Source organism: Streptomyces sp. TLI_55 (assembly GCF_900206255.1).
GTDB classification, from domain to species: Bacteria; Actinomycetota; Actinomycetes; order Streptomycetales; family Streptomycetaceae; genus Streptomyces; species Streptomyces aquilus.
In genome coordinates, this window is record NZ_OAOJ01000001.1 from 8,231,146 (window position 1) to 8,257,530 (window position 26,385).

Consider the following 26,385-nt stretch of genomic DNA (forward strand, 5'->3'; position numbering starts at 1 on the left):
TTGTCGTCACCCGTGGGGACGGGGTCGGATCACGGCTCCGTCACGTGCGGAACCGCGCTGTGGGGCCGCCCGAGCGGCGGCAGGAAGGGCAGATGCGGGTCCGCCCCGGCGTCGAGGGCCGCGCCGAGCGCGAGCAGACAGCCGGCCGTGCCGGTGCCCAGGTCCATCGACAGCCGCATCATCTGGTGTCCGGGGAAGGCCAGTTGGCCCTGGTAGGACATGGAGAACCAGCCGAGTCCGTCGATCTGCCCGGCGAGCCGTTCCCTGGCTCCGGGCGTGGAGGTGCGGGCGAGATGCAGGATCAGCCCGGCCCGGCCCTGGAAGAGCCCCGGCTGTACGTAGAAGCGGAAGGTGGCGGCGGTGAGGATGCCGGCCCGGACGTCCGCCAACTCGCCGCCGGTGTGGGCGAGATGGTCGTCCAGCACCATGCCGATCCCCGCGCTCCCCTCGCCGAGGTACGGCAGCGTCCGCCAGCCCTCGTCGACCTCCAGCGAGCCGTTCGGGTGCGTCACACAGACGTCGAGGTCCCGCTGGAGCGCCACTCCGGCTGCCTTCAACAGCCGCTCCTCGCCGGTGCGTTCGTACTCCCGCAGCAGGAACAGCGCGGGCCCGCTCGCCCCGCGCAACAGCCCGGCCCGGCGCCGCCGGGTGCTGTCCGGGAGGGGTTCTTCGAGACGTCGTACGAGGATGTCGGCGGCCTCCGCGGCACGGTCCCGCAACTCCGACTCGCCGGTCGTGCGGGCGAGTTCGGCGAGGACCAGGCCAAGGCCTGCAAGGCCGCCGTGCAGGTCGGAGGAGAGGTTCTGCCAGCGTTCGGCGAGGATCGAGCCGACCAGGTCGAGGGCGCGTTGCCGGTGGCCGAGCCGGTCCAGGACGTGGGCGACGCCCGCGAGTCCGTCGTACAGGCCGAGCGGGGTGCCCGTCGGCGGGGGCGCGGTGCGGGCCAGCAGCCAGCGTTCGCCCTCCTCGTACCGCTCGGCCCCGACCGCGTCGAGCGCGTAGAGCACGCCGGCCGCGCCGTGCGCGAGGCCGAGTCCTCCGCCGTCGTTGAACTGGGTGATGTCGCCCGGGAAGAGCCGGTCCTCGCGCTCGGGGGTGGCCGAGGCGAGGATCGCCTTCACCATGGAGTCGCGGCTGTAGGGCCAGTCGGCGGGCTCGACGAAGGGTTTGACCAGTACGGGGGCCGACCCTCCGGTGTCCCGGGTGATCTCCGTGACCGCCTCGTCCAGGAACTCCTTCGGCACGTCCGGGAACTGACGCAGGATCACCTCCGCCAGATGGGCCGCCTTGCCGCGGTCGACCACGAACAGTGTGGTGACCGGCAGGAACAGGGCGATCCGCAGACACGCCAGCGCGTAACGGTCGACGTCGGCGCCCGTGCGGTCCGGCGGGGCGAAGAAGCCGGGATGCGCGACGACCTGGCGGCCCTGCTGGTCGATCGGCGCGGCGGCCTCGAAGTCGAGCAGGGACACCGACTCCCCGTCCGGCCCGACCATGATGTTGAAGACGTGCAGGTCGTTGAAGACGATCCCGCGGTCGTGGATCGCCGCCACCGCCCGCTCGACACCGGCGTGGACGCGCAGCGCCCAGGCCGTGTAGTCGGCCACCGCCTCCGGTTCGGGATCGGGGGTGAGCAGCGGGTGCCGCTCGGCGAAGAACGAGTTCAGCGGCCGTCCTTCCAGGAACTCCATGACCAGGAACCGGTGGTCGCCGAGCGTGAACCAGTCCCGCACCTCCGGCACCACGCCGGTCCCCGCCAGTTGCTCCAGCGCGTACTTCTCACGCTCCAGCCGGGCGATCGCGTCCGCCCCGTCCGCGGCGAGGCCCGCGTGCGGCCGGCCCTCCTTGAGGACGACTCTGGCGCCGTCCCGGGTGTCGGTGCCCGCGTAGACCCCGCCGCCGTTGGAGAAGTGCAGCGCCTTCTCGATGCGGTACGGCAGCTCGCCCACCGTCGTGGTGTTGCGCGCCGCCAGGTGCGGGGCCAGGAACGCCGGCAGCGTCACCCACTCCGGGACCTGGAAGGACGGCGCCCGGCGGTCCGGCACCAGGGTGCCCTCGCCGTCCCGCACCGCCGGCACCAGCGAGCCCCGCTCGTCGACCACGAACTGACGTGCGAACGCCCCGTAGCGGACGTAGAGCGGCCCCTCGCCCCAGCGCAGGTCGGTCAGGATGTACGGCCCCTCGAACCCCTCCAGGAGCCTGCCCAGCTCGCGCAGCACCGTGTGCAGCTGCTCCTCGTCGGCCGGGTACAGGGTCACGAACTTGCCGCTGCCGTCGCGGGGCGCGTACTTGGTGTTCCGCAGATGCAGCAGATGCGGTCCCGGTACGAACTTGAACGGGATGCGCCGCGGCACGCAGTAGTCCCAGACGATCGCCGCGATCCGCTCCGCGTTCGCCCGGGTGGCCGAGGCATGGACCTTCCAGCCCTGCGCCGGACCGGCCACCGGCCCGCCGTCCGGGCCGAGCGGCGTCAGCGTCAGCCAGTCGCCGATGCGCGCCGCGTCCCACCCGGCCGGCACCTCGCGCCGCGCCGCCTCGAACAGGGGCGCCGCCTGCCGCGCTCCCGCGGACAGCCGGTCCGGCGTGTCGTAGAAGTGCCGGTCGGCGAGCGCGTACACCTCGTACCGCTTGTCCATGCCTCCCCCTCCTTGGCCCGGCATCGAGCTTCCATCGGGCGGGGTGGCCACGGACAGTCACCGGTGTCACGAGATCACCGTGCGGAACGCATGCGTAAAGACTTGTTCGGCGACTTTCGATCCCGACCCCCGTCCGACGCTCGCGGACACTCCACGGAACGGTCACAGGGGCTGCGCGCGTGTCTCATAAGCGCTGTAATGGCGACGTGGTCAGTGAGGGAGCCGCGGGGCGCAGAACGAGAACGCTGCGTGCCGAAGTTGCCCTCAAAGCGGTCACGGCCGGTCCCGGCTCACCCGAACGGCTGCGGAGCGTCCTCGAACAGGTGCTCGTCTTCGCCAGGGCCTCCTTCGCCGCCGTGTACGCCCCGAGCGAGGACGGCGAGCTGCTCTGCCTGGTGGACGCGGCCGGGGTACCCCGCACCCTGTTCGGACTGCGGGACGCCTACCCCCTGGCCGGCGGCTCCCCGGTGGCCGATGCGCACCGCGGCGGCCGGTCGGCCTGGCTGGGCCCGCAGGAGCTCGCCGAGTGCGCCGAGGCGCGCCGCCTGCCGTCCCGGGACTTCCATCTGGCGGCTCTGCCCGCCCGCCGCGACGGCGGAGGCTGTCTCGTCGCCGTGAGCGAGCGCCGCGACGGCTTCGACACCGATGACCGCAAGTGCCTGGAGCTCCTCGCCGACGCCGTGGCCTGCCCCGCCCCGGCCGCGGCCGCCGAGGGCGGGGAACTGTCCTCGGGCGCGTTCAGCCTCGCCATGGACACCGGCCGCATCGAGGTCGGCGACGACATCCTGGACCTGTTCGCGATGCGCAGGGAGGACTTCGACGGCCGCGTGGAGACCTTGCTGGCGCTCACCGTGCCCGAGGACCTGCCCGCCCTGATGTCCGTCACCGAGGCCGACCACATGTCCCTCGGCGACCGCGAGCTGGAGTTCCGGGCCCTGCAGCCCACCGGGCCACCCAAGTGGCTCAGACTGCGCGGCCGACTGCTGCCGGGCGGCGAGGGCCGTCCCGCCAGCCTCGTCGGCACCGTCGCCGACGCCTCCACCCTGCGCTCCGACGTCACCGACGTGGCCCGCGTCCAGCGCCTGGCCGCCGCCCTCGCCACCGCGGGCACCGTCCGCGACGTCAGCCAGGCCGTCGTCTCCGCCCTGCGCAAGCCGCTGCGCGCCGACCGGATCGCGCTGGCCGAGCTGGAGAACGACCGGCTCGTCGTCACCGTCCTCGACCCGCCCGACCCCGAGTCCTGGCCCGAGCTGTGGCGCCTGGAGTGGCGTACCGAGTGGCCCGACGCCCCCGTGCGCGCCATGCCCACCCTCGCCGCCGCCCTCAGCGAGGGCCGCGCCCAGATCTGGCCCGCCGGCACCGCCCTGGAGCCCGCCCTCGCCGAGGTCGGCCCCGGCGGCCTCGCCGTGCTGCCGCTGTCCGCCGCGGGACGCATGGCCGGCGCCTGTCTGATCGGCTGGGACACCCCGCACGAGTTCGGTCCCGACGAACGCGCTCTGCTCACCGCCTCCGCCGGGCTCGCCGGGCAGGCCCTGATGCGCGCCCACGCCTTCGACGCCGAACACGAACTCGTCGGCATGCTCCAGCGCCAGCTGCTGCCCCGCCGGCTGCCCAAGCTCCCCGGCGCGACCGCCGTCGCCCGCTATCTGCCGAGCACGGCCGGACTGGAGCTCGGCGGCGACTGGTACGACGTGATCCCGCTGCCCGACAACCACGTCGCCCTCGTCATCGGCGACGTCCAGGGCCACAGCGCCGGCGCCGCCACCCTCATGGGCCAGATGCGCACCGCCCTGCGCGCCTACGCCGTCGAGGGCCACCCCCCGGACGTCGTCGTCTCGCACGCCAACCGGCTCCTGACGGACATGGAGACCGACCTCTTCGCCACCTGCGCCTACGTCGACCTCGACATGGAGGAGGGCTCCGCCTGGTGCGTCCGGGCCGGCCACCTCCCGCCGGTGCTGCGGCACCCGGACGGCACGACCGAGATCGCCGAGACCGAGGGCGGCCCGCCGCTCGGCGTCGTCGCCCAGGCGGACTTCCCGATGACCCCGCTGCGGCTGCGGCCCGGCACCCTGATCGCCCTGACCACCGACGGGCTGGTGGAGTCCGCCGACGCCGACATCGACGAGGGCATGGACCGCTTCGCCCACGGCCTGTCCGCCTCCGACCCCGCCCACCTCGGCCTCGTCGCCGACGCCCTGCTCGGCAACGCCCGCCGCAGCGACGACGTCGCCCTGCTCCTGGTGCGCTACGACGGGATGGCCACCCGCCCGCTGCGCGAGAACTGGACGGTGTGGCGGGTCCCGCAGGCCGTCGGCCACGCCCGCCGCTTCACCCGGCGCACCCTGCGCTCCTGGAACGTGCCCGAGGACGCCCAGGACGCCGTCCTGCTCATCGTCTCCGAACTCGTCACCAACGCCCTTGTGCACACCGACGGCCGGGTCCGCCTCGACCTCACCCTCGTCAACCACCGGCTGCGCATCGCCGTCGCCGACGCCTCGCCCCGCACCCCGGTCAAGCCCACCAGCATCGGCTGGGAGGCCACCGGCGGCCGCGGCATCCTGCTGGTCGAGGCCATGTCGGCGGCCTGGGGGAGCCTGCCGGTCAGCGGCGGCAAACAGGTGTGGAGCGAGGTCACCTTCTGACCACTCGTACGAGTGCACCGTGCACCGATCGCCCACGGCACCGTTCGACCGAAGCCACCCCGCGTCACCTCGGCCTTTCCGTGGCACGCAAGCCACATCACGCAAGGCCGGCCACGGGGGACGGGACTAAGGTGAACCAGATGAAGGCTCTAGTCCTCTCTGGCGGTGCCGGTACCCGCTTGCGGCCGATCACCCACACCTCGGCCAAACAACTCGTTCCCGTGGCCAACAAGCCCGTCCTCTTCTACGGCCTGGAGTCCATCGCGGCCGCCGGGATCACCGAGGTCGGCATGATCGTCGGGGACACGGCCGCCGAGATCGAGGAAGCGGTCGGCGACGGCTCGAAGTTCGGCCTGGAGGTCACCTACATCCCCCAGGAACGCCCCCTCGGCCTCGCGCACGCGGTGCTGATCGCCCGCGATTTCCTCGGCGACGACGACTTCGTGATGTACCTCGGCGACAACTTCATCGTCGGCGGCATCGCCGCCCTCGTCGACGAGTTCCGCGCCCACCGCCCCGACGCACAGATCCTGCTCACCCACGTCCCCGACCCGCGCGCCTTCGGTGTCGCCGAGCTCGACGCCGCGGGCCAGGTGATCGGCCTGGAGGAGAAGCCCGAGACCCCCAAGAGCGATCTCGCCCTGGTCGGCGTCTACCTGTTCACGCCCGTGATCCACGACGCGGTCCGGGCCATCGCCCCGTCCTGGCGCGGCGAACTGGAGATCACCCACGCCATCCAGCACCTCATCGACGCGCGCGCCGACGTCCGCTCCACGGTGATCAAGGGCTACTGGAAGGACACCGGCAACGTCACCGACATGCTGGAGGTCAACCGCACCGTCCTGGAGACCGTCGCGCACCGCATCGACGGCGAGGTGGACGAACGCTCCGAGCTCGTCGGCCGGGTCGTCCTCGAAGAAGGCGCGCGGATCGTCAACTCCCGTGTCGTCGGACCCGTGATCATCGCCTCCGGCACCGTCGTCGAGGACTCCTACATCGGCCCCTTCACCTCGCTCGCCGAGAACTGCCGGGTCACCGACAGCGAGTTGGAGTTCTCCATCGTGCTGCGGGACTCCTCGATCCGGGGCGTGGGGCGTATAGAGTCCTCCCTCATCGGCCGGCACGTCGAGGTGACCCCGACGACCGGTGTGCCCGCTGCCCATCGTCTAGTGCTCGGAGACCACAGCAAGGTGCAGATCCGTTCATGAACCTCCTCGTCACCGGCGCCGCCGGCTTCATCGGCTCCCAATACGTGCGCAGGCTCCTGGCCTCGGCGGACTCCGACGCGTCCCGGATCACCGTGCTGGACAAGCTGACCTACGCCGGCACCTTGGACAACCTCGAACTCGAGCATCCCCGCCTGGAGTTCGTGCAGGGCGACATCCGGGACGCGGAGCTGGTCGACAAGCTGATGGCCGACGCGGACCAGGTCGTGCACTTCGCCGCTGAGTCCCATGTGGACCGCTCGATCGCCGGCGCCGGCGACTTCGTGCTCACCAACGTGGTCGGCACCCAGACCCTGCTGGACGCCGCCCTCAGGCACGGCACCGGCCCGTTCGTGCACGTCTCCACCGACGAGGTCTACGGCTCCATCGACGAGGGCTCCTGGCCCGAGACCCACCCCCTCGCGCCGAACTCGCCGTACTCCGCCTCCAAGGCCTCCTCCGACCTGCTCGCCCTGGCCTACCACCGCACCCACGGCCTGGACGTCCGCGTCACCCGCTGCTCCAACAACTACGGGCCGCACCAGTTCCCGGAGAAGGTGATCCCGCTCTTCATCACCCACCTCCTCGACGGCAGGAACGTCCCGCTGTACGGCGACGGCCGCAACGTCCGCGACTGGCTGCACGTCGACGACCACTGCCAGGGCGTCGACCTCGTCCGCACCGCGGGCCGGGCCGGCGAGGTCTACAACATCGGCGGCGGCACGGAACTGAGCAACAAGGAACTCACCGGGCTGCTGCTCCAGGCCTGCGGCGCCGGCTGGGACATGGTCGAGTACGTCGAGGACCGCAAGGGCCACGACCTGCGCTACTCCGTCGACTGGACCAAGATCCGCACCGAACTCGGCTACGCTCCCCGGCACGACTTCGCCGCCGGCCTCGCCGACACCGTCGCCTGGTACCGCGCCCACCGCACCTGGTGGGAGCCGCTCAAGCGACGCATCACCCCTCACTAAGCACGGTCCGACCGTGGGCCCGACCGTCGGCCCCAGGAAAGGAATACGTCGAGCTATGTCGATCAGAACAACTGTGAAGAACGTGTTGGGTGACAAGAACGTGCGTGTCGTACGCCAGTTGAAGCGACGTATCTCCGGTCAGCCGCCCCAGCCGGTCAAGAAGAAGCCCACCGGGATCGACGCCATCTCCCACGACCTCAACAAACTCGCCGTGCACTTCAAGACGGACAAGTGGGGCGCGCACCGCTACACCCAGCACTACCAGAGGCACCTCCAGCACCTGAAGAACGAGGAGTTCAACCTGCTGGAGATCGGTATCGGCGGCTACAACCGGCCCGGCCAGGGCGGCGCCTCGCTGCGCATGTGGAAGGCGTTCTTCCCGAAGGCGCAGATCTTCGGCATGGACATCCAGGACAAGTCCCATGTCGACGAGGACCGCATCACGACGTTCATCGGCGACCAGTCCGACCCGTCGTCGCTGAACGCCGTCGCCGACAAGATCGGTGACCTCGACGTCATCATCGACGACGGCAGCCACCGTCCCCCGCACGTGCTGACGACGTTCGCCACGCTCTTCCCGCGCCTCAAGGACGGCGGCATCTACGTCGTCGAGGACACCCAGTCGTCGTACTGGCCCGAGTGGATGGGCAGCGAGGACCTCGACGACCCGAACACCAGCATGGCGATGCTCAAGCGGCTGACGGACGGCCTCAACTACGAGGAGTTCGTGGACGAGCACTACCAGCCCAGCTACACCGACCTCAACGTCGTGGGCGTGCACTTCTACCACAACCTGGTGATCATCGAGAAGGGCAAGAACGCCGAGGGCACCAACAAGCGCAGTGCGCTGAAGGCGCGTTACGCCAAGAAGTGATCCCGGTCCCCGACAGCACATGAGCGCGGCCCCCATGGACTCCATGGGGGCCGCGCTCATGTGCTGTCGCCTACTTGCCGCGGTTCCTGACCCGGTGGGCCGCCCCGCGCAGCACCCTGCCCAGGGTGCGCCGGACCTTGCGGGCCAGCCGCTGCGCACCGCCGTGGCCGGGCGCGGCCACCGGACGGACGGTGTCCCCGGAGACGCGCAGGGCGAGCGGCAGCACGAGGAAGCGCGGCTCGGGCGCGTTCGGCACCGGGCACAGCGCCACCCGCCACCGCGCGCCGCTCAGCTCGGCGAGCGGCAGATCGGCCTCCAGCACCGACCCCAGCTGCTCGTCCGCGGCGGGGGAGAGGGTGCCCGGCACATCGACGATCTCGGCCGCGCCGAGCCGCAGCACCACCTTGGTCTCCTCGGCGACCTGGAACGGCACGGCGGTGCTGATCCGGGCGCCGTCGACCGCGACGGTGCCCGGCGTGACCCGGTCGAGGCCCAGCCGCTTGGTCGCCCGGTCCACGTCGAGAGCGAAATTGCCGTGCGGATGGGTCCAGTACGGCAGGACCAGGCGCCCGCCGCCCAGACCGGCCTGCGGCCGGGGCCGGTTCTCGGCCGGGGCCGGACCCAGCCGGGACTCCTTGGTCCAGCCGCCCAGCCGGACCCGCACGAAGGCGTCCCACAGACCGTTGTCCGGCGCCGCCCCGCCCGCCGCCGTGGCGGGATCGACGGACGCCGTCGCCCGCAGCACCAGCCGCACCTGGTCGCCGCCCTTGTCGGGCACCGTCTCGCGGACGACCCGCACGGGCTGGAAGTGCTGGGCGGCGCTGGTCCGTTCCCGCAGCAGCAGATCGCCCGCGGCCTTGTCGAAGCGGGCGACGGAGTCGGCGCACACCCAGGCGATCGCCTCGGCCGCGTCCAGTGGCGGAACGTCCTGCGCCAGGGCGCCCCGCGCGGGGAACCGCATCGGCTCACCGCCCGAGGTGAACTCGGCGCTCAGCGAGACCTCCAGCACCCCGTCCCGCCACTCGACGCCCTCCGGCACGGCCTTCAGGGCGATCCCGGCCTCCCACTCGGCGAACGCCACGAGGTCGTCGTAGCGGTCGGCGGTGATCAGCGCGGCCACCACCCGCTGGGCGGGCGGCAGACCGGCCGCGACACCGGGACCGAAGCGGTCGACGACGGTCGAGTGGATCTCCGCGAACAGGGCCCGGCGGTAGTCCTCGGGCAGCCCGAGCAGACGCCGGCCGCGCATCCGCTCGACCATCTCGTTGCGCAGCCAGCGCCGGAAGAGGCGGTCCCGCAGATCGCCCGGCTTGGTGTAGGTCTCGACGACGTCGAGGGCCTCGCGCAGGTTCTTGAAGTACCCGGCCGGCTCGAACTGCTGGAAACCGGCGTTGGAGGCGTCGTCCCGGCGTACGTGGTAGTAGCAGACGTAGTCGCTGAGCACGGACACGTTCTCCGCGCGCAGATACGCCTCGGCGATGAAGACATGGTCCTCGAGGCGCCGCCTGCCCTCCGGGAAGCGCAGGTCGATGTCGTCGAGGAAGGCCCGGCGGAACATCTTGTGCGGGGTGAGGCTGTCGATCAGGGGCGCGTTCTCGACGCTCGCGTGCGGGCGGTTGCGGCGGAACAGCTCCACCGGCACGGGACGGCCCTTGCCGGCCATCTTGCCCACGATCACATCGGCGCCGTTGGCCACGCCGTAGTCGTACATCCGCTCCAGGGCCTCGTCGCCGAGGTAGTCGTCGTTGTCGACGAACATCACGAACTCGCCCCGGGCGGCCTCGATCCCGACGTTGCGGGGCTTGCCGGACCAGCCGGAGTTCTCCTGGTGGATGACTCGCACGCGTGGGTCCTCGGCAGCGAGCTCATCGAGCCGGCCGGGCGTTGAGTCGGTGGAACCGTCGTCGACGAAGATCACTTCGTACTCGTCGGGAGGCAGTGACTGCCTCTTCAGAGACGCGATGCAGTCCTCGATGTAAACCCCGGGGTTGTACACGGGGACGACGACGCTGACCTTGACCGGCATGAGGCTCGGTCCCCCTTGGGTCGCTTGTCGTTTCTGTCATGGTGCGGTGCTTGTGGCCAGATGCTAACCCGCCGCCGCAGTGGTTGATGTTGCGACCACCGCTCGGATCGCATACCGATCGTGTCAAGGTTGACGATCTTCGCCGGATAGTCTGACCGCGTGCGTCTGCTTCTGCTGTCCGACACCCATCTGCCCAAGCGCGCCAAGGCGCTGCCGGACCCGCTGCTGGCGGAACTCCCGCGCGCCGACGTGGTGTTCCACGCGGGCGACTGGGTCGACACGGCCACCCTGGACCTGCTGGAGCGGCTCAGCCGCCGCCTCGTCGGCGTCTACGGCAACAACGACGGACCGGCACTGCGGGCCCGGCTGCCGGAGGTCGCGTACGCCGAACTCGGCGGCCTGCGCTTCGCGATGGTCCACGAGACCGGCCCCGCGCAGGGCCGCGAGGCACGCTGTGCCGCCCGGTTCCCCGACGCCGACGTGCTGGTCTTCGGACACAGTCACATCCCTTGGGACACCACCGCCCCGACCGGTCTGCGGCTGCTCAACCCCGGCTCCCCGACGGACCGGCGGCGCCAGCCGCACTGCACGTACATGACGGCGACCGTCGAGGACGGCCGCCTGGACGACGTGCTGCTGCACCGGCTGCCTCCGCGGTAACCCCCTGAGCGGTAACCCTCTAATTCGTTGGACGCTGCCGCCGTCGCCCCGCTGAGATGGACGGCGTGCTGATCGACACCACGCTCGTACGCCGTCTGCTGACCGTCCAGTTCCCGCAATGGGCCGACCTCCCGCTCGCCCCGGTGCCGCAGTCCGGCATGGACAACGCGACCTTCCGGCTCGGCGACGAGCTGTCCGTACGGCTGCCGCGGTACGCCCACTGGGCGGGGCAGGTGGCCCGCGAGCACCGCTGGCTGCCCCGGCTGGCCCCGCAGCTGCCGCTGACCGTGTCCGAGCCGCTGGAGATCGGCGAACCGGGCGAGGGCTACCCCTACCCCTGGTCGGTGTACCGCTGGCTGGACGGCGAGACGGCGACCACCGAGGCACTCGCCGACCCGGTGCGGGCCGGGCTGGATCTGGCCGGGTTCGTCAACGCGCTGAAGGGCATCGACGCGACCGGCGGTCCCGGTCCCGAGCAGAGCAACGCCTTCCGTGGCGTCCCCATGGGCGACCCGCGTGACTCGCTGGCCGCCGAGGCGCGCGTCCGGCCCAAGCTGGAGGCGCTGGCGCGGACGGGGACGGTCGACATCGACGCCGTGACGGAGGTGTGGGAGGCGGCCCTCGCGGCGCCCGCCTGGCACAAGCCGCCGGTGTGGATCCACGGTGACCTGGCGACGGGCAATCTGCTGATGCGGGACGGCCGGCTGAGCGCCGTCATCGACTTCGGGACGCTCGCCGTCGCCGACCCGGCGGTCGACCTCCAGCCCGCGTGGATGTTCCTGCCGCCGCAGGGCCGCGACGCCTTCCGCGAGGCGGTCGACGCCGACGACGCGACCTGGGCGCGGGCCCGCGGGTGGGCGCTGGCCGGGTCGCTGCCGGTGCCGGACGACCCGTTCTTCCAGCAGAACCCCGCACGGGTGACGGCGGCCCTCGATCACCTGGAGCAGGTCCTCGAGGATCACCGGCGACACGGCTGAGGCCCCACGGCTTCCTCCCTCAGGTTCCCCGGGGATGGATGGCGCCTCCGGTCGCCGTCAGCGGGGTGCCCGTGCCGCCCCACCGCAGCGCGACGATCTCCGCGGCGACGGAGACGGCCACCTCCTCGGGCGTACGGGCGCCGAGGTCGAGGCCGACCGGGGAGCGCAGGCGGGACAGCTCGCGGTCGGTCAGTCCGGCGTCGACCAGCCGCTTCATCCGGTCGTCGTGGGTACGCCGGCTGCCCATCGCGCCGATGTACGCGGCGGGCCGGCGCAGCGCCTCCTGGAGCAGCGGGACGTCGAACTTGGGGTCGTGGGTGAGGACGCAGATCACCGTGCGCTCGTCGGTGTCGGTGCCCTGGAGGTAGCGGTGCGGCCAGTCCACGACGACCTCCACGCCCGGCGGGAAGCGCTTGGGGGTGGCGAACACCGGGCGGGCGTCGCAAACCGTCACCCGATAGCCGAGGAAGTCACCGATCCGGGCGACCGCGGCGGCGTAGTCGATGGCACCGAAGACCAGCATCCGCGGAGGCGGGGCGAAGGAGTGCAGGAAGACACTCACCGCGTCCTCCCGACGCTCGCCGCGCGGACCGTAGTGCCTGAGACCCGTCGCCCCGAGGGCGAGTTCGCCGCGCGCGTCGGCGGTGACCGCCACGTCCAGGCCCGTCGTGCCGAGGGTCCCGGCGACCCGGTCCGGCCACACGGCGAGGGTCGCGCCGCGCGGCGCCGGACCGTCGGTCACCGTGGCCACGGTCACCGGCCGCCCCGCGGCCACGGACGCGGCGACCTCGCCGAACGCCGGGTCGAGCGCCGGCGTGACGGGCCGCACCAGCAGCGTGATCTCGCCGCCGCAGGTGAGCCCGACCGCGAAGGCGTCCTCGTCGCTGTACCCGAAGGTCTGGAGCTGCGCCTCCCCGCTCGCCACCACCTCCTGCGCCAGCTCGAACACGGCCCCCTCCACACATCCCCCCGACACACTGCCGACGACCTCGTCCCCGGGCCCGACCGCCATCGCGGCACCCGGATCACGCGGCGCGCTGCGGCTCACCGCGACCACGGTCGCCAGCCCGAACGGCGCTCCCGCCGCGTACCAGGCGCTCAGCGCCGGGAGAATCTCACGCACGATCCGCTCCTCTCATGACCGCCGCAAGCGTCGCATCCGGGCCGTCGGCAGCTCCGTATCGCCACACTCCACCCGAGGGTGGGCCGTTAATCCGTTGCCGCCCCGCGCGCCGATCTGCTGCACTGCAAGGGACCCGTAGGCGATCGATGAAGGAGAGCAGTAGTGCGCCCTGCACGCATGTCCACCCAAGAAGGAATGACCCCCTCTTCGAAGGACATGACGCTTCGTGCACTTGCTCAACCTCGGGATTCTCGCCCATGTCGACGCCGGTAAGACCAGTCTGACCGAGCGGCTGCTGCACTCGGTCGGGGTGATCGACGAGATCGGCAGCGTCGACGCCGGCAGTACGCAGACCGACACCCTCGCGCTGGAGCGCCGGCGCGGCATCACCATCAAGTCGGCCGTCGTCTCGTTCGTGGTCGACGACATCACCGTCAACCTCATCGACACCCCCGGCCACCCTGACTTCATCGCCGAGGTGGAGCGCGTCCTCGGCGTGCTCGACGGGGCCGTGCTGGTCGTCTCGGCCGTCGAGGGCGTCCAGGCCCAGACCCGCGTCCTGATGCGGACGCTCCAGCGGCTGCGCATCCCCACACTGGTCTTCGTCAACAAGATCGACCGCCGCGGGGCACGGTACGACGGGGTCCTCGACGCCCTCGCCGAGCGGCTCACACCCGCGATCGTGCCGATGGGCCGGGCCGTCGGACTCGGCACGCGTGAGGCGGGGTTCGTGCCGCGCGCGGTGGCGCCCGACGTCCTCGCCGACCATGACGACGAGTTGCTCGCCGCGTACCTCGACGGGACTCTCGCGGACGGGCGGCTGCGGGCCGCTCTCGTCGCCCAGACCCGGCAGGCCCTCGTCCACCCGGTGTACTTCGGCTCGGCCGTCACCGGCGCCGGGGTGCCCGAACTGATCGACGGGATCAAGGAGTTGCTGCCCGCCGCCGACGGCGACCCCGAAGGGCCCGTCTCCGGCAGCGTGTTCAAGGTCGAGCGGGGTCCGGCGGGGGAGAAGGTCGCGTACGCGCGGCTGTTCTCCGGCACCCTGCGCACCCGTGACCGTGTTCCCTTCGGTCCCGCGCGCGAGGAGGGCCGGGTCACCGCGGTCAGCGTCTTCGACCACGGGACGGACGTCCGTGCGGACGCGGTCCCGGCGGGCCGGATCGCGCGGCTGTGGGGGCTGGGGGACATCCGCATCGGCGACACGATCGGCGAACCCCGCAAGCGGCACGGCCACTTCTTCTCCCCGCCGACCCTGGAGACCGTCGTCGTCCCCGGCCCGGGCACCGACCGCCGGGACCTGCACCTGGCCCTCACCCAGCTCGCCGAGCAGGACCCGCTGATCGACCTGCGCCACGACGAGGTACGCCAGGAACTCTCCGTCTCCCTCTACGGCGAGGTCCAGAAGGAGGTCATCGAGGCCACCCTCGCCGAGGAGTTCGGGCTCGCCGTCGGCTTCCGGGAGACGACGCCGCTGTGCATCGAACGCCCGGCGGGGACGGGCGCGGCCGCCGAGTTCATCAAGAAGGACGCCAACCCCTTCCTCGCCACGGTCGGGCTGCGCGTCGACCCGGCCCCGCCCGGCACCGGCGTCACCTTCGGCCTGGAGGTGGAGCTGGGCGCGATGCCGTACGCCTTCTTCCGGGCGGTCGAGGACACCGTCCGCGAGACTCTCGCCCAGGGGCTGCACGGCTGGCAGGTCGCCGACTGCGCGGTCACCATGACCCACTCCGGCTACTGGCCCCGGCAGAGCCACGCCCACCAGGGCTTCGACAAGAGCATGTCCAGCACCGGCGCCGACTTCCGCGGACTGACCCCGCTGGTCCTCGCCGAGGCGCTGCGCCGGGCGGGCACGCGGGTGTACGAGCCGATGCACCGGTTCCGGCTGGAGGCCCCGGCGGACACGCTGGGCGCGCTGCTGCCGGTGCTGTCCGCGGCGCGCGCGGTGCCGGAGACGACCGAGACGCGGGGCGCGCTGTGCGTGCTGGAGGGCGTGGTCCCGGCGGCCCGGGTGCACGGCCTCGAACAGCGGCTGCCCGGGCTGACCCGCGGCGAGGCCGAGTGGGAGAGCGCCTTCGAGGACTACGCGCCGGTGGCGGGCGGGGACGACGTCCCCGAGCGTCCGCGCACCGACCACAACCCGCTCAACCGCAAGGAGTATCTGCTGAACGTAACGGGTCGAAGGGGTTAGTGGGGTCAAAGGGCCGAGAAAACCTGAGACTTACTCATGAGTCAGAAGGTATTGACGGTGTCCTGATATCACCGGACTGTAGTGAACATGCCGAATATGCGGGCCCGTCTGCTGGCTGTTCTGGTTGTCCTGTGCGGACTCTGCGGTTTCCTCACGGTGGCGGGCTCCCCGCCCGCCACCGCGGCCACCGTCCCCGACTCCCTCCCCTTCGACGGCACGGCGCTCACGGTCTCCGGCGGTCGCTTCGTCGACGGACACGGCCGCGAGGTCGTGCTGCGCGGCTACAACGTCTCCGGCGAGACCAAGCTCGCCGAGAACCACGGCCTGCCCTTCGCCTCCGTCGCCGACGCCCAGAAGTCGGCGAAGGCCCTGCGTGCCCTCGGCGGCGGCAACTCCGTCCGCTTCCTGCTCTCCTGGGCGTACGCCGAACCGGTGCAGGGCCAGGTCGACACCGCGTACCTGTCCGCCGCCACCGCCCAGATGCGCGCCTTCCTCGACGCGGGCATCCGCGTCTACCCCGACTTCCATCAGGACCTCTACTCCCGGTACCTCTTCGACGACGACAGCTGGTACACGGGTGACGGCGCCCCCAAGTGGGCGGTGGACCTGGGTAATTACCCCGACGAGTCCTGTGGGATCTGCTTCGTGTGGGGCCAGAACATCACCCAGAACGGCGCGGTGAAGGCCGCCCAGTACGACTTCTGGCACAACGCCCACGGCCTCCAGGACGCCTTCCTCACCACGGCCCAGAAGGTCATGGCGTACATCAAACAGAACGTGAGCACCGAGGAGTTCGCCGGCGTCCTCGGCTTCGACCCCTACAACGAGCCGTACGCCGGCACCTACGACTCCGGCCAGGCCAGCCGCAGTTGGGAACGCGACCTGCTGTGGCCCTTCTATGTGAGGTTCCGGGCCCGCATGGACGCGGCGGGCTGGCAGGACAAGCCCGCCCTGGTCGAGCCCAACCTCTTCTGGAACGGCAACGTCAGCAAGGAGGAGGGCGGCCTCCTCGACGCGGGCTCCATCGGCTCCCGGTACGTCTTCAACACCCACTTCTACGACCAGAAGGCCATCTCCGGCATCCTGATGTGGGGCAACGCCTCGGACGGCCAGTACGTGAGCGACTTCGGCGCCGTCCGCGACCGCGCCGCGGCGCTCGGCACCACGGCCGTCGTCAGCGAGTTCGGCCACCCCCTCAACGGCTCCACCGCCGGCAAGGCGCCGACCGTCCTCAAGGCGATGTACCAGGCCATGGACTCCCGGGTGAAGGGCGCCAACTGGTGGGCCTCGCCCGCCGGTTCGGGCCCGGTGCTGTCCGGTTCGCAGTGGCAGTGGGACATCTACAACGGCCGCCACAGCGAGCTGATGAACGGCAACCCCGACAAGGTGCAGACCAGCGGGGACGGCTGGAACGACGAGGACCTGTCCGCCGTACGCCTCGACAACAATGGTGTGGTGACGCTCCGTCAGGACGCCAGGCTCCTGGACCGCCTCTACCCGAGCGCGACCTCCGGCAGCACCCTCGCCTTCACCTACGAGGACCGCTCCCGCGACGGCTCCACGACCCTGACCTGGAACCAGGTGCCCAGCTCACTGCCGAACGTGTCCGCACTGGTTGGCTCCGGACAGTACGGCCTGCTGGTGTGGCGCTCGGGCAGCGGCACGGCCCCCACCGAACTGCACCTGCCCGCCTCCTTCCCGACCGCGACGACCACGGTCGTCTCCGACCTGGGCACGGCGTACGCCCCGCCGGCCTACACGTCCTCGACCCCGATCGGCACGGCCCCGGAACCCGGCGGTACGGGCAGCCGACGCCTGCTGCTCACCGACGCGGACTCCGGCACCCTGCACTACGCGCTGGTCACCAACGGGGCGACGGCACCGTCGGCGACCGTGCTGAACGCGGCCAAGGCCGAGCTGGCGACTTGGATGGCGGCAAAGTTCAGCTGAGAAGGTCGGGTGGCGGGTGCGGGTGCGTCGTGGCCGTTCGCCACGACGCACCCCGCACCCGACACCCGACCGCACCCGCCCCTCAGGACGCCGGGCTCGTCCAGTTCGCCGCGACGTGCCCGAGCCGCACCCGCTGCGGGTGGTCGCCCACCGGCACGGACACCGTCTTCTGGCCGGTGGCGAAGTCGATCGCCGTGACCTGGTCGGCGCCGCTCTCGGAGATGACGCAGCTCTTGCCGTCGCCGCTCACCGTCGCCCAGTACGGCTTGGACGCGGTGACCAGCGGGCCCTCCTGGAGCGTGCTGCGGTTGACGACGGTCGCGTAGTCGTCCATGGTCCCGGCGACGCACAGCTTGCTGCCGTCGGGGCTCATCGAAAGCCCGTGGTGGCGCGAGTCGTTGACGAACGTGGTGCGGTCGTCGCTGGTCGCCGGGTTCTTCGGCAGGGTCTTCATCCGGGTGATCGTGTCCGTGGCGAGGTCGTACTCGAAGAAGCCGTTGAAGAACGACACCTGGAAGTACAGCTTCGACTCGTCCGGCGAGAACACGGCCGGGCGCACCGCGTCGGAGTAGTCGGTGAGACCGAGCGCGTCCAGCTTCGGCCGCATGTCGATGATCCTGACCTGCTGGTACGTCGTCGCGTCGACGACCGTGATGTGCCGGTCGCCCTTCGTCCAGTCCAGCCACGGGGCGTCGGTGCTGGTGTTCACGTCACCGATCGCCATGTTGTAGATGTACTTGCCGTCCTTCGTGAAGATGTTCTCGTGCGGCTTGTCGCCGGTGGCGAACTTGCCGACCTGCTTGCCCGTGTTGATGTCGAGGACGTGCACGGTGTTCGCGGTCGAGGCGGACACCGCGACCCGGGTGCCGTCGGGGGAGACCGCCATGTGGTCGGAGCGGTAACCCGACACCGGGAAACGCCAGTTGATCTTCCCGGTGGCCAGGTTGATCGACACGACGTCGGCGAAGCTCGGCCGGGAGACGACGACCGAGGAGCCGTCCGGCGTGGTGTACATGTCGTCGGCGAACTGGTCGTGGCCCTCGCCGACGCCGTTGCGGATCGCCATGAAGTAGATCCACTTGATCGGGTCGGCGTTGATCTCCGCCATCCGCGCGTCCTTGTCGGGGATGACGTTGATCCGGCCGACCTTGGCCAGACTTCCGCTGGACTGGAGGACGTCGGCGGTGCCGTCCCAGTTGTTGCCGACGAACAGCACCTCGCGCAGCGCGGCGGAATCGGCCGCGGAGGCGGCGGACGCCGCCGGGACGGTGGCGGTCAGGGCGACGGCGGCGGCCAGGGCGCACAGGTGCCGGGTTCTGAAGGCAGGCATGACGGCTCTCTCCTCTGAGTGGGGTTCATGAGTAGGACATGCCAAGACAGGGACTCTGAAGAGGCGGCTCGGAAACTGAATACGGGTGCTTTCAGAGTCAACTTACTGAAAAGTAAGGAAGGGGCGGCCTGTCCACAAGACTCCGCGCACGACAAAATTGGCGAGCCAGTGGACGATCAACGGAGGTGACCGTGGCGGGCAGGCTGAAGGCGCCGACCGGCCGCTACGGCGGCAAGACCGCGGAGGAACGGCAGGCGGAACGGCGCCGCCGTTTCCTGGACGCCGCGCTGCAGCTGTTCGGCGACACGCCGGGCTACCGCAACACGACGGTGGCGGCGCTGAGCGAGGCCGCGGGCTTGTCCACGCGCCAGTTCTACGAGGAGTTCCGCACCCTGGAGGACGTCCTCGCCGCGCTGCACCTCCAGGTCAACGACTGGGCGGAACGGGCTGTCATGGCGGCGGTCGCCGACGCCGAGGCGCTGCCGCTGGCCGAGCGCGCTGCTGCGATCTTCCGGGCGTACGCCGCGAACGTCACCGGCGACCCGCGCCGGATCCGGATCACCTTCGTCGAGATCATCGGGGTCAGTCCGCGGATGGAAGAACAGCGGCTGGCCCGACGGGCGGGGTGGGTGGAACTCGTGTGTGCGGAGGCGGGGGCGGCGGTGGCGCGGGGGGAGGCGGCGCCTCGGGACTATCGGCTGCCGGCGACGGCGTTCATCGGGGCGGTCAACGGGTTGCTCCATGACTGGAGTTCGGGGTGGGTGGACGCTTCGTTGGATGAGGTGGTGGAGGAGTTGGTGCGGCAGTTGTTGGCGATTCTGCGGCCCGTGGGGTGGGGGGACTGACTTCTTGTGCGGCGCCGTGGGGGCTGGTCGCGCCCACGCGGCGGAGCCGCACATTGATACAGCCCCGCGCCCCTGTAGGGCGTTGTCGCTCAGTCGCTCAGGCAGTTCACGGCCTCCAGTACAGGGGCTACCCCGTCCTCCTTGCGAATGCGTGCCCCCAGTTCCCGTGCCCGCTCCCGGTACCCTGCGTCGCGCGTGATCCTCGTCAGTGCCGATGCCAGTCTGTCCGTTGTCAGGTGGCGCAGCGGTACCGCGTGAGGAGCCACTCCCAGTCCGACCAGGCGCTGTGACCAGAAGCCCGCGTCGAACTGGATCGGTACCGGCACCGCCGGCACCCCCGCCCGTAGGCCCGCTCCGGTCGTGCCCGCGCCCGCGTGATGGACGACCGCGGCCATGTGCGGGAAGAGCGCCGAGTGGGCGATCTCGCCGACGGTCAGCATGTCCTCGCCGTCCGCTGCGAGCCCGGCCCAGCCCTGTTGGAACACCCCACGCAGCCCCGCCCGCCGCAGCGCCCGCACGATGTCGGCGCTGAGACGTTCGGGGTCGGGGACGGTGGCGCTGCCGAGGCCGACGAAGACCGGGGGCGGGCCCGCGTCCAGGAAGTCCCGTACTTCTGGCGGGAGTTCGGTCGACACGTCGTACGGCCACCAGTAGCCCGCAACCTCCAGCCCGGGCCGCCAATCGCTCGGCCTGGCCACCACCAGGGGGCTGAAGCCGTGCTGGACGGGCCAGTTGCGGCGCTCGCGGCGGCGTAGTGCCGTGGCGCTCCGTAGCTGTCCCAGGCCCAGGCGGGTGCGCACCTCCGGGATCACCGACGAGAAGACGTGCTCGATGGCCATGCTCACGCCGTGTCCGGCCACCCGGTTGCCGAGCGTGCCCCACGAACCGCCGCCGAGCATGGGCGGGGCGAACTCCCTTGTCGCGGCGACCGGTTGGAGGCTGAGGCCGAGGGTCGGCAGGGACAGGCCCTCGCCGATGGTGTGGCCGAGCGGGGCGAGGGAGGCCGAGAGGAGGAGTATGTCGGCGGCGCGGGACGCCGCCACCAGGTCGTCGGCCATCGTGCCCGCCAGGGCCCGTGCCATCGTGACCGCCCGCAGCAGCTTGCCGGGGCCGGTGGCGCTGCGGTGCAGCCCTTTCCCGCGCTCGGACTCCAGTACCGTCCGCGGGTCCACCGGCAGGGCGTGGAAGCCGAGCCCGGAGCCTGCCACCAGCGGCTCGAAGGAGCCGTGCGTGACCAGGGTGACCTCGTGCCCGGCCCGCAGCAGGCCGTGCCCCAGGCCGGTGAAGGGGGCCACGTCGCCCCGGGAACCCGCCGTCATGATTGCTACGCGCACGAGCGTCAGTATGTCGGGATCGCGGCTCGCGAGGGTGAACGACCCGTGCGGAGGGCCAAGTTCACGCCTGTCGCGGCCGTTGACTTCCGTCTCCCGCGGCTCTACTTTCGGCGCGCGATACGTTCGGGTATTCGGTCCTTGTTCGAAATGTCGACCGCACCGGGCGTTCCCCCCTCCGAAGGAGCCGCATGTATCCCCCACTTCGCCTGCCCCGCGGTGGGCGCCTGCGCCGCGCCAGATCCGCCGCCGTACGCGCCCTCGTCCTCGCCCTGACCGCCACCGCCGCCCTGCTCTTCGCCCAGCCCACCCCGGCCCAGGCGGCGACGAGCCGGCAGATCGCCGTGCCCACCGCGCCGATGGGCTGGGCCTCCTGGAACAGCTTCGCCGCCGCCATCGACCACGACGTGATCAAGCAGCAGGTCGACGCGTTCGTGGCGGCGGGGCTGCCGGACGCGGGCTACAAGTACATCAACATCGACGAGGGGTGGTGGCAGGGCACCCGGGACAGCGCCGGGAACATCACCGTCGACGAGTCCGAGTGGCCCGGCGGCATGAAGGCCACCGCCGACTACATCCACAGCAAGGGCCTGAAGGCGGGCATCTACACCGACGCCGGCAAGGACGGCTGCGGCTACTACTACCCGACCGGCCGCCCCGCCGCCCCCGGCTCCGGCAGCGAGGGCCACTACGACCAGGACATGCTCCAGTTCTCGCAGTGGGGCTTCGACTTCGTGAAGGTCGACTGGTGCGGGGGTGACGCGGAAGGCCTCGACGCGGCGACGACGTACAGGTCGATCAGCGACGCGGTGGCCAGGGCGACGGCCGCCACCGGGCGTCCGCTCACTCTCTCCATCTGCAACTGGGGCAACCAGAACACCTGGAACTGGGCCCCGGGGCTCGCGCCGATGTACCGGACCAGCACCGACATCATCTTCTGGGGCAACAGTCCGTCCCAGACGAACATGCTGTCCAACTTCGACCAGGGACTGCACCCGCTCGCCCAGCACACCGGCTCCTACAACGACCCCGACATGCTGATGGTCGGCATGTCCGGCTTCACCGCCGCCCAGAACCGCACCCACATGAACCTGTGGGCCATCTCCGGCGCACCCCTCCTCGCGGGCAACAACCTCGTCGGCGTGACCACCGAGACGGCGAACATCCTCAAGAACCCCGAGGTCATCGCCGTCGACCAGGACGCGCGGGGCCTGCAGGGCGTCAAGGTCGCCGAGGACACCACAGGCCTTCAGGTGTACGGCAAGGTCCTGTCCGGCCAGGGCAACCGTGCCGTCGTGCTCATGAACCGCACCGCCTCCGCGCAGAACATCACCGTCCGCTGGTCCGACCTCGGTCTCACCAACGCCAACGCGACCGTCCGAGACCTGTGGGCGCGGTCCAACGTCGGCTCGTACGGCACGAGTTACACCACCAGCGTTCCGGCGGGCGGCTCCGTGATGCTCACGGTCACCGGCGGCACCGAGCAGTCGGCCAGTACCTACACCGGGACGGCGAGCTTCACCGGTGTGGTCGCCGACAGCACCGGGATCAAGACCGTCGACGTCGCCTACACCAACAACACCGGCGGTGCCCGTACCGCCACCCTCAAGGTCAACGGCCAGGGCTCGACGACCGTCTCCTTCCCGCCCACCGGCCCCTCCCAGGGCACGGTCTCGGTCATGGTCGGCCTGTCCAAGGGCTCCTCGAACACGTTGACCTTCACGGGCGCGCCCACGCTCGCCGACATCACCGTCCGCCCGCTGCCCGGCGCGAACAGCGCCCTGGTGACGGGGAACGGCTCCGGTCGCTGCCTCGACGTCTACGACAACACCCTCACCAACGGCACCCAGGCCGAGCTCTGGGACTGCAACGGCGGCCAGAACCAGCAGTGGACGTACACCTCCCGCAAGGAACTCGTGGTGTACGGCAACAAGTGCCTGGACGCCGACAACAGCGGGACGTCCAACGGCACCAAGGTCATCATCTGGACCTGCAACGGCCAGAACAACCAGAAGTGGAACGTCAACAGCGACGGCACCCTCACCAACGTCAACGCCGGTCTCTGCCTCGACGCCTACGACGCCGCCACGGCCAACGGCACGCCGATCGTGCTGTGGACGTGCAACGGCCAGAGCAACCAGAAGTGGACGCAGAACTAGCGCAGACAACAGAGGACGAAGGCGCCGACGACCGCCGTGCAGGCGAGCAGCAGACCCGCCAGCAGTCGTCGGCGCAGCGTCCGGTATCTCGCCTCGTACTCGTCCCGCAGGCTCCCGGCCCGCACTGCCGTGTGCTGCCAGGAGGTGCGGGCGAGGGCGAGGTACTCCGCCTCGAAGCGGCGCTCCAGCTCGGCCCGCTGAGTGTCCGTCAGCCAGTGCAGGGGTGCGGTGAACCGCTCGGCGGCCGTGCGGCCTTCCTGCCGGGTGGCGGCGAGCAGCAGATGGCCCTCGATGTCGTTGACGAACGTCTCCCTCATCGCGCGGTCAACTCCCGTGCCGGCGCCGGGGCGTGGTGCAGGTCGTACGCGGGGGACTCGCTGCGGATGCGGGGCAGGGCGAGGAAGTTGTGCCGGGGCGGGGGACAGCTGGTCGCCCACTCCAGGGAACGGCCGTAGCCCCACGGGTCGTCGGACGTGACCGGCTTGCCGTACTTGGCCGTCTTCCAGATGTTGTAGAAGAACGGCAGGAGCGAGGCGCCGAGCACGAGCGAGAAGATGCTCGACAGGGTGTTGAGGGGCGTCAGGCCCTCCACCGCCAGATAGTCCGGAATCCGGCGCTGCATGCCGTTGACCCCCAGCCAGTGCTGGACCAGGAACGTGCCGTGGAAGCCGATGAACAGCGTCCAGAACGTGATCTTGCCCAGGCGCTCGTCGAGCATCTTGCCGGTGAACTTCGGCCACCAGAAGTGGAAGCCGGAGAACATCGCGAAGACGACTGTCCCGAAGACGACGTAATGGAAGTGGGCGACGACGAAGTAGGAGTCGGAGACCGCGAAGTCGATGGGCGGCGACGCGAGCATCACACCCGTCAAACCGCCGAACACGAACGTGACCAGGAAGCCGGTGGCCCAGAGCATCGGTGTCTCGAAGGACAACGAGCCCTTCCACATCGTTCCGATCCAGTTGAAGAACTTCACGCCTGTTGGCACGGCGATGAGGAACGTCATGAAGGAGAAGAACGGCAGGAGCACTCCGCCGGTGACGTACATGTGGTGGGCCCACACCGTCACGGACAGGCCGGCGATCGCGATGGTCGCGCCGATCAGGCCCATGTAGCCGAACATCGGCTTGCGGGAGAAGACCGGGATGACCTCGGAGATGATGCCGAAGAACGGTAGCGCGATGATGTACACCTCTGGATGGCCGAAGAACCAGAAGAGGTGTTGCCATAGCAACGCCCCGCCGTTGGCGGAGTCGAAGACATGGGCGCCGAACTTGCGGTCCGCCTCCAGCGCGAAGAGGGCCGCGGCCAGGACGGGGAAGGCGAGCAGGACCAGGACGGCGGTCAGCAGCACGTTCCACACGAAGATCGGCATGCGGAACATGGTCATGCCCGGCGCGCGCATGCAGATGATCGTGGTGATGAAGTTGACCGAGCCGAGGATGGTGCCGAAGCCGGAGAAGGCCAGACCCATGATCCACATGTCGGCGCCGACACCCGGGGAGCGCACGGCGTCCGAGAGCGGGCTGTAGGCGAACCAGCCGAAGTCGGCCGCGCCCTGCGGGGTGAGGAAGCCGCCGACCGCGATGAGCGAGCCGAACAGGTACAGCCAGTAGGCGAACATGTTCAGACGCGGGAAGGCCACGTCGGGGGCGCCGATCTGGAGCGGCATGATCCAGTTCGCGAAGCCGGCGAACAGCGGCGTCGCGAACATCAGCAGCATGATCGTGCCGTGCATCGTGAACGCCTGGTTGAACTGCTCGTTCGACATGATCTGCAGACCAGGCCGGGCGAGCTCGGCGCGCATGAGCAGCGCCATCACGCCACCGATGCAGAAGAACGCGAACGACGTGATCAGATAGAGCGTTCCGATCGTCTTGTGGTCCGTGGTCGTCAGCCACTTCAGGTGTCTCATGCCCCGCCTGTGTCCGCGCCCCGCCCGGACGTCACACTTCGAGGACGCGACGAGAATCACCGAGGACGGCTGTGACGATCCCGAAGGTGCCGGACACGAACGGAACATGAGCAACGACGACGACTTCGCCGCTGCCTATCGCGCGCACTACTGGGCGGTCAGCCGCTATGTCGCGCGGCGACTGGACGGGCGGCCGAGCGAGGTGGAGGAAGTGGTGGCGGAGGTGTTCACCGTCGCCTGGCGGCGCCGCACCGACCTGCCGCCCACCCCGCTGCCCTGGTTGTACGGCGTGGCACGCAACTGCCTGGCCAACGCGGTACGCGGACACGGGCGCCGGCGGCGCCTGGTGGACCGGCTGGGCAACGACGACACGGCCCACGGGCGGCACATCGAGGCGGGGCCGGACGCGGAGACGCCCGGCGCCTGGGTGCACGACGCCCTCGCCCGGCTCTCCCCGGCCGACCAGGAGGTGCTGCGGCTCACCGCGTGGGAGGAACTCGGCATCGAGGAGGTCGCCGTCGTCCTCGGCTGCGGCCGCCGCGCCGCGTCGATGCGGCTGCACCGGGCCCGGCGCCGGCTGAGAACCGAGATCGACCGGCTGTGCCCCACGACCTCCGAGAGCCCCGCGATCCCCGCGAAGGAATACGGCCATGGCTGACGAACTCGACCTCCTGCGCCGCGCCAACCCGGTGCCCACCGACGGCCCCCACTACGGCGACGGCCCCCTCGACCACCACGCCGAGCGCCGGCTCGACGCGCTGATGCGGCAGCGGACCGCCCGCCGCCCCCGGCTGTACTGGGGGCTGGCGGCCACCGGAGTCGTCACCGCGCTCGTGTCGGCGCTGCTGTTCACCGGCCAGACCACCGCTCCGGCGGCCGCCGCGCCCCGCCCGCTGGTGGTGCGGGCCGGCTCCACCCCCGTACCCCTGGAGACCCTGGCCGAGCGGGCGCGGGCGGTGGACAGTGCGGCGGCCGGGCTCCGCAAGGGCACCCACGTGCGCACCTGGAGCCTCGGCATGAGTGACGACAAGCCGCCGATCACCTACCCGGAGGAGCGCATCGTCCGCTGGAACGCCGACGACAGCCACACGGAGACCGTCGACGACGGCCACGACCGCACCACCCGGACGTACCCGCCCAGTTGGAGCGACGCCCCGCCGCAGTCGCCCCCCCCGCACGACGTGGCCCGGCTGCGCGCCTACCTCCAGGAGGCCGCGTACAGCAAGACGCCGCTCACCACGGGCGAGCTCCTGAACGCCGTCGACTACGTTCTCGACACCTGGCACTTCGGCGCCCGCGAGTCGGCGGCGCTCGCCCAACTCCTCGCGGACACCGACGGGTTGAAGCCCGTCGGGCAGGTGACGGACCGGCTGGGGCGGCGCGGACAGGCGTACGTGTACGAGGAGTCCGGCACCCGCAAGATGCTGATCATGGATCCGGCCACCGGCGCCGTACTCGGCCTGGAGACCACCTTCACGAAGGCGGAGCCCGAGTACGGCGTGAAGGCCGGTGACGTCATGGACTACAGCGCCTGGACGCGCTGA

The 26,385-nt window shown here is 70.8% G+C and carries 19 protein-coding genes; 12 read left to right on the top strand and 7 right to left on the bottom strand.

The window, feature by feature from the left end; all coding sequences use genetic code 11:
• Positions 1–29 precede the first annotated feature (29 nt).
• On the bottom strand, positions 30–2,636 hold the full coding sequence (gene lanKC, locus CRP56_RS37725; RefSeq protein WP_097271828.1) for a class III lanthionine synthetase LanKC: 2,607 nt from the start codon (positions 2,634–2,636) through the stop codon (positions 30–32).
• A gap of 206 nt (positions 2,637–2,842) precedes the next feature.
• Here lanKC and CRP56_RS37730 point away from each other — a divergent pair, with 206 nt between their 5' ends.
• From CRP56_RS37730 to CRP56_RS37745, 4 genes are all read left to right on the top strand, one after another.
• Positions 2,843–5,281 (top strand): SpoIIE family protein phosphatase, encoded by a 2,439-nt coding sequence (locus CRP56_RS37730; protein ID WP_179851215.1) that lies wholly within the window; start codon positions 2,843–2,845, stop codon positions 5,279–5,281.
• A gap of 140 nt (positions 5,282–5,421) precedes the next feature.
• Positions 5,422–6,489, top strand: coding sequence for a glucose-1-phosphate thymidylyltransferase (locus tag CRP56_RS37735; RefSeq protein ID WP_097271831.1), 1,068 nt, complete (start codon positions 5,422–5,424; stop codon positions 6,487–6,489).
• The gene (gene rfbB / locus CRP56_RS37740) at positions 6,486–7,460 is read left to right on the top strand and encodes a dTDP-glucose 4,6-dehydratase (protein WP_097271832.1); all 975 of its coding nucleotides are present in this window, start codon (positions 6,486–6,488) and stop codon (positions 7,458–7,460) included. Before CRP56_RS37735 ends, rfbB begins: the two co-directional genes overlap by 4 nt.
• Positions 7,461–7,515: 55 nt before the next feature.
• Positions 7,516–8,334 (top strand): class I SAM-dependent methyltransferase, encoded by an 819-nt coding sequence (locus tag CRP56_RS37745; protein WP_143664968.1) that lies wholly within the window; start codon positions 7,516–7,518, stop codon positions 8,332–8,334.
• 70 nt (positions 8,335–8,404) lie between these two features.
• On the opposite strand, the gene CRP56_RS37750 is transcribed toward CRP56_RS37745, so the two are convergent.
• Positions 8,405–10,360: a glycosyltransferase family 2 protein gene (locus CRP56_RS37750; RefSeq protein WP_097271835.1), complete on the bottom strand. Its 1,956-nt coding sequence runs from the start codon at positions 10,358–10,360 to the stop codon at positions 8,405–8,407.
• Positions 10,361–10,519: 159 nt separating this feature from the next.
• Here CRP56_RS37750 and CRP56_RS37755 point away from each other — a divergent pair, with 159 nt between their 5' ends.
• Positions 10,520–11,020 carry a metallophosphoesterase family protein gene (locus tag CRP56_RS37755; protein WP_097271836.1) on the top strand — a complete coding sequence of 167 codons (501 nt, stop codon included), beginning with the start codon at positions 10,520–10,522 and terminating at the stop codon, positions 11,018–11,020.
• 56 nt (positions 11,021–11,076) lie between these two features.
• Positions 11,077–11,997, top strand: coding sequence for an aminoglycoside phosphotransferase family protein (locus CRP56_RS37760; RefSeq protein ID WP_097271838.1), 921 nt, complete (start codon positions 11,077–11,079; stop codon positions 11,995–11,997).
• Positions 11,998–12,016: 19 nt separating this feature from the next.
• Here the strand turns inward: CRP56_RS37760 and CRP56_RS37765 are convergent, their stop codons facing one another.
• Entirely contained in the window at positions 12,017–13,120 is a 1,104-nt protein-coding gene (locus CRP56_RS37765) for an XdhC family protein (RefSeq protein WP_097271840.1), read from the bottom strand.
• Between the two features lie 226 nt (positions 13,121–13,346).
• On the opposite strand from CRP56_RS37765, the gene CRP56_RS37770 reads away from it, so the two are divergent.
• Together CRP56_RS37770 and CRP56_RS37775 are read left to right on the top strand one after the other, a co-directional pair.
• Positions 13,347–15,311: an elongation factor G gene (locus CRP56_RS37770; protein ID WP_097271842.1), complete on the top strand. Its 1,965-nt coding sequence runs from the start codon at positions 13,347–13,349 to the stop codon at positions 15,309–15,311.
• 87 nt (positions 15,312–15,398) lie between these two features.
• The gene (locus tag CRP56_RS37775) at positions 15,399–17,261 is read left to right on the top strand and encodes a cellulase family glycosylhydrolase (RefSeq protein WP_097274837.1); all 1,863 of its coding nucleotides are present in this window, start codon (positions 15,399–15,401) and stop codon (positions 17,259–17,261) included.
• Between the two features lie 82 nt (positions 17,262–17,343).
• On the opposite strand, the gene CRP56_RS37780 is transcribed toward CRP56_RS37775, so the two are convergent.
• Positions 17,344–18,591: a YncE family protein gene (locus CRP56_RS37780; RefSeq protein WP_097271844.1), complete on the bottom strand. Its 1,248-nt coding sequence runs from the start codon at positions 18,589–18,591 to the stop codon at positions 17,344–17,346.
• Positions 18,592–18,782: 191 nt separating this feature from the next.
• Between CRP56_RS37780 and CRP56_RS37785 the strand changes: the two genes are divergently transcribed.
• Entirely contained in the window at positions 18,783–19,436 is a 654-nt protein-coding gene (locus tag CRP56_RS37785; protein ID WP_097274839.1) for a TetR/AcrR family transcriptional regulator, read from the top strand.
• 89 nt (positions 19,437–19,525) lie between these two features.
• Here CRP56_RS37785 and CRP56_RS37790 read toward each other — a convergent pair whose 3' ends face one another.
• Positions 19,526–20,755: a glycosyltransferase gene (locus CRP56_RS37790; RefSeq protein ID WP_097271846.1), complete on the bottom strand. Its 1,230-nt coding sequence runs from the start codon at positions 20,753–20,755 to the stop codon at positions 19,526–19,528.
• 203 nt (positions 20,756–20,958) lie between these two features.
• On the opposite strand from CRP56_RS37790, the gene CRP56_RS37795 reads away from it, so the two are divergent.
• The gene (locus CRP56_RS37795) at positions 20,959–22,926 is read left to right on the top strand and encodes an RICIN domain-containing protein (protein ID WP_097271847.1); all 1,968 of its coding nucleotides are present in this window, start codon (positions 20,959–20,961) and stop codon (positions 22,924–22,926) included.
• On the opposite strand, the gene CRP56_RS37800 is transcribed toward CRP56_RS37795, so the two are convergent.
• Positions 22,923–23,243 carry a hypothetical protein gene (locus tag CRP56_RS37800; RefSeq protein WP_097271849.1) on the bottom strand — a complete coding sequence of 107 codons (321 nt, stop codon included), beginning with the start codon at positions 23,241–23,243 and terminating at the stop codon, positions 22,923–22,925. The two genes, CRP56_RS37795 and CRP56_RS37800, sit on opposite strands and share 4 nt — an antisense overlap.
• Positions 23,240–24,841, bottom strand: coding sequence for an aa3-type cytochrome oxidase subunit I (ctaD, locus tag CRP56_RS37805; protein ID WP_097271850.1), 1,602 nt, complete (start codon positions 24,839–24,841; stop codon positions 23,240–23,242). Before ctaD ends, CRP56_RS37800 begins: the two co-directional genes overlap by 4 nt.
• Before the next feature lie 106 nt (positions 24,842–24,947).
• On the opposite strand from ctaD, the gene CRP56_RS37810 reads away from it, so the two are divergent.
• Together CRP56_RS37810 and CRP56_RS37815 are read left to right on the top strand one after the other, a co-directional pair.
• Complete coding sequence (locus CRP56_RS37810) at positions 24,948–25,499, top strand: RNA polymerase sigma factor (protein WP_097274841.1); 552 nt, start codon at positions 24,948–24,950, stop codon at positions 25,497–25,499.
• On the top strand, positions 25,492–26,385 hold the full coding sequence (locus CRP56_RS37815; protein ID WP_097271852.1) for a CU044_5270 family protein: 894 nt from the start codon (positions 25,492–25,494) through the stop codon (positions 26,383–26,385). The genes CRP56_RS37810 and CRP56_RS37815 overlap by 8 nt, the downstream gene beginning before the upstream one ends.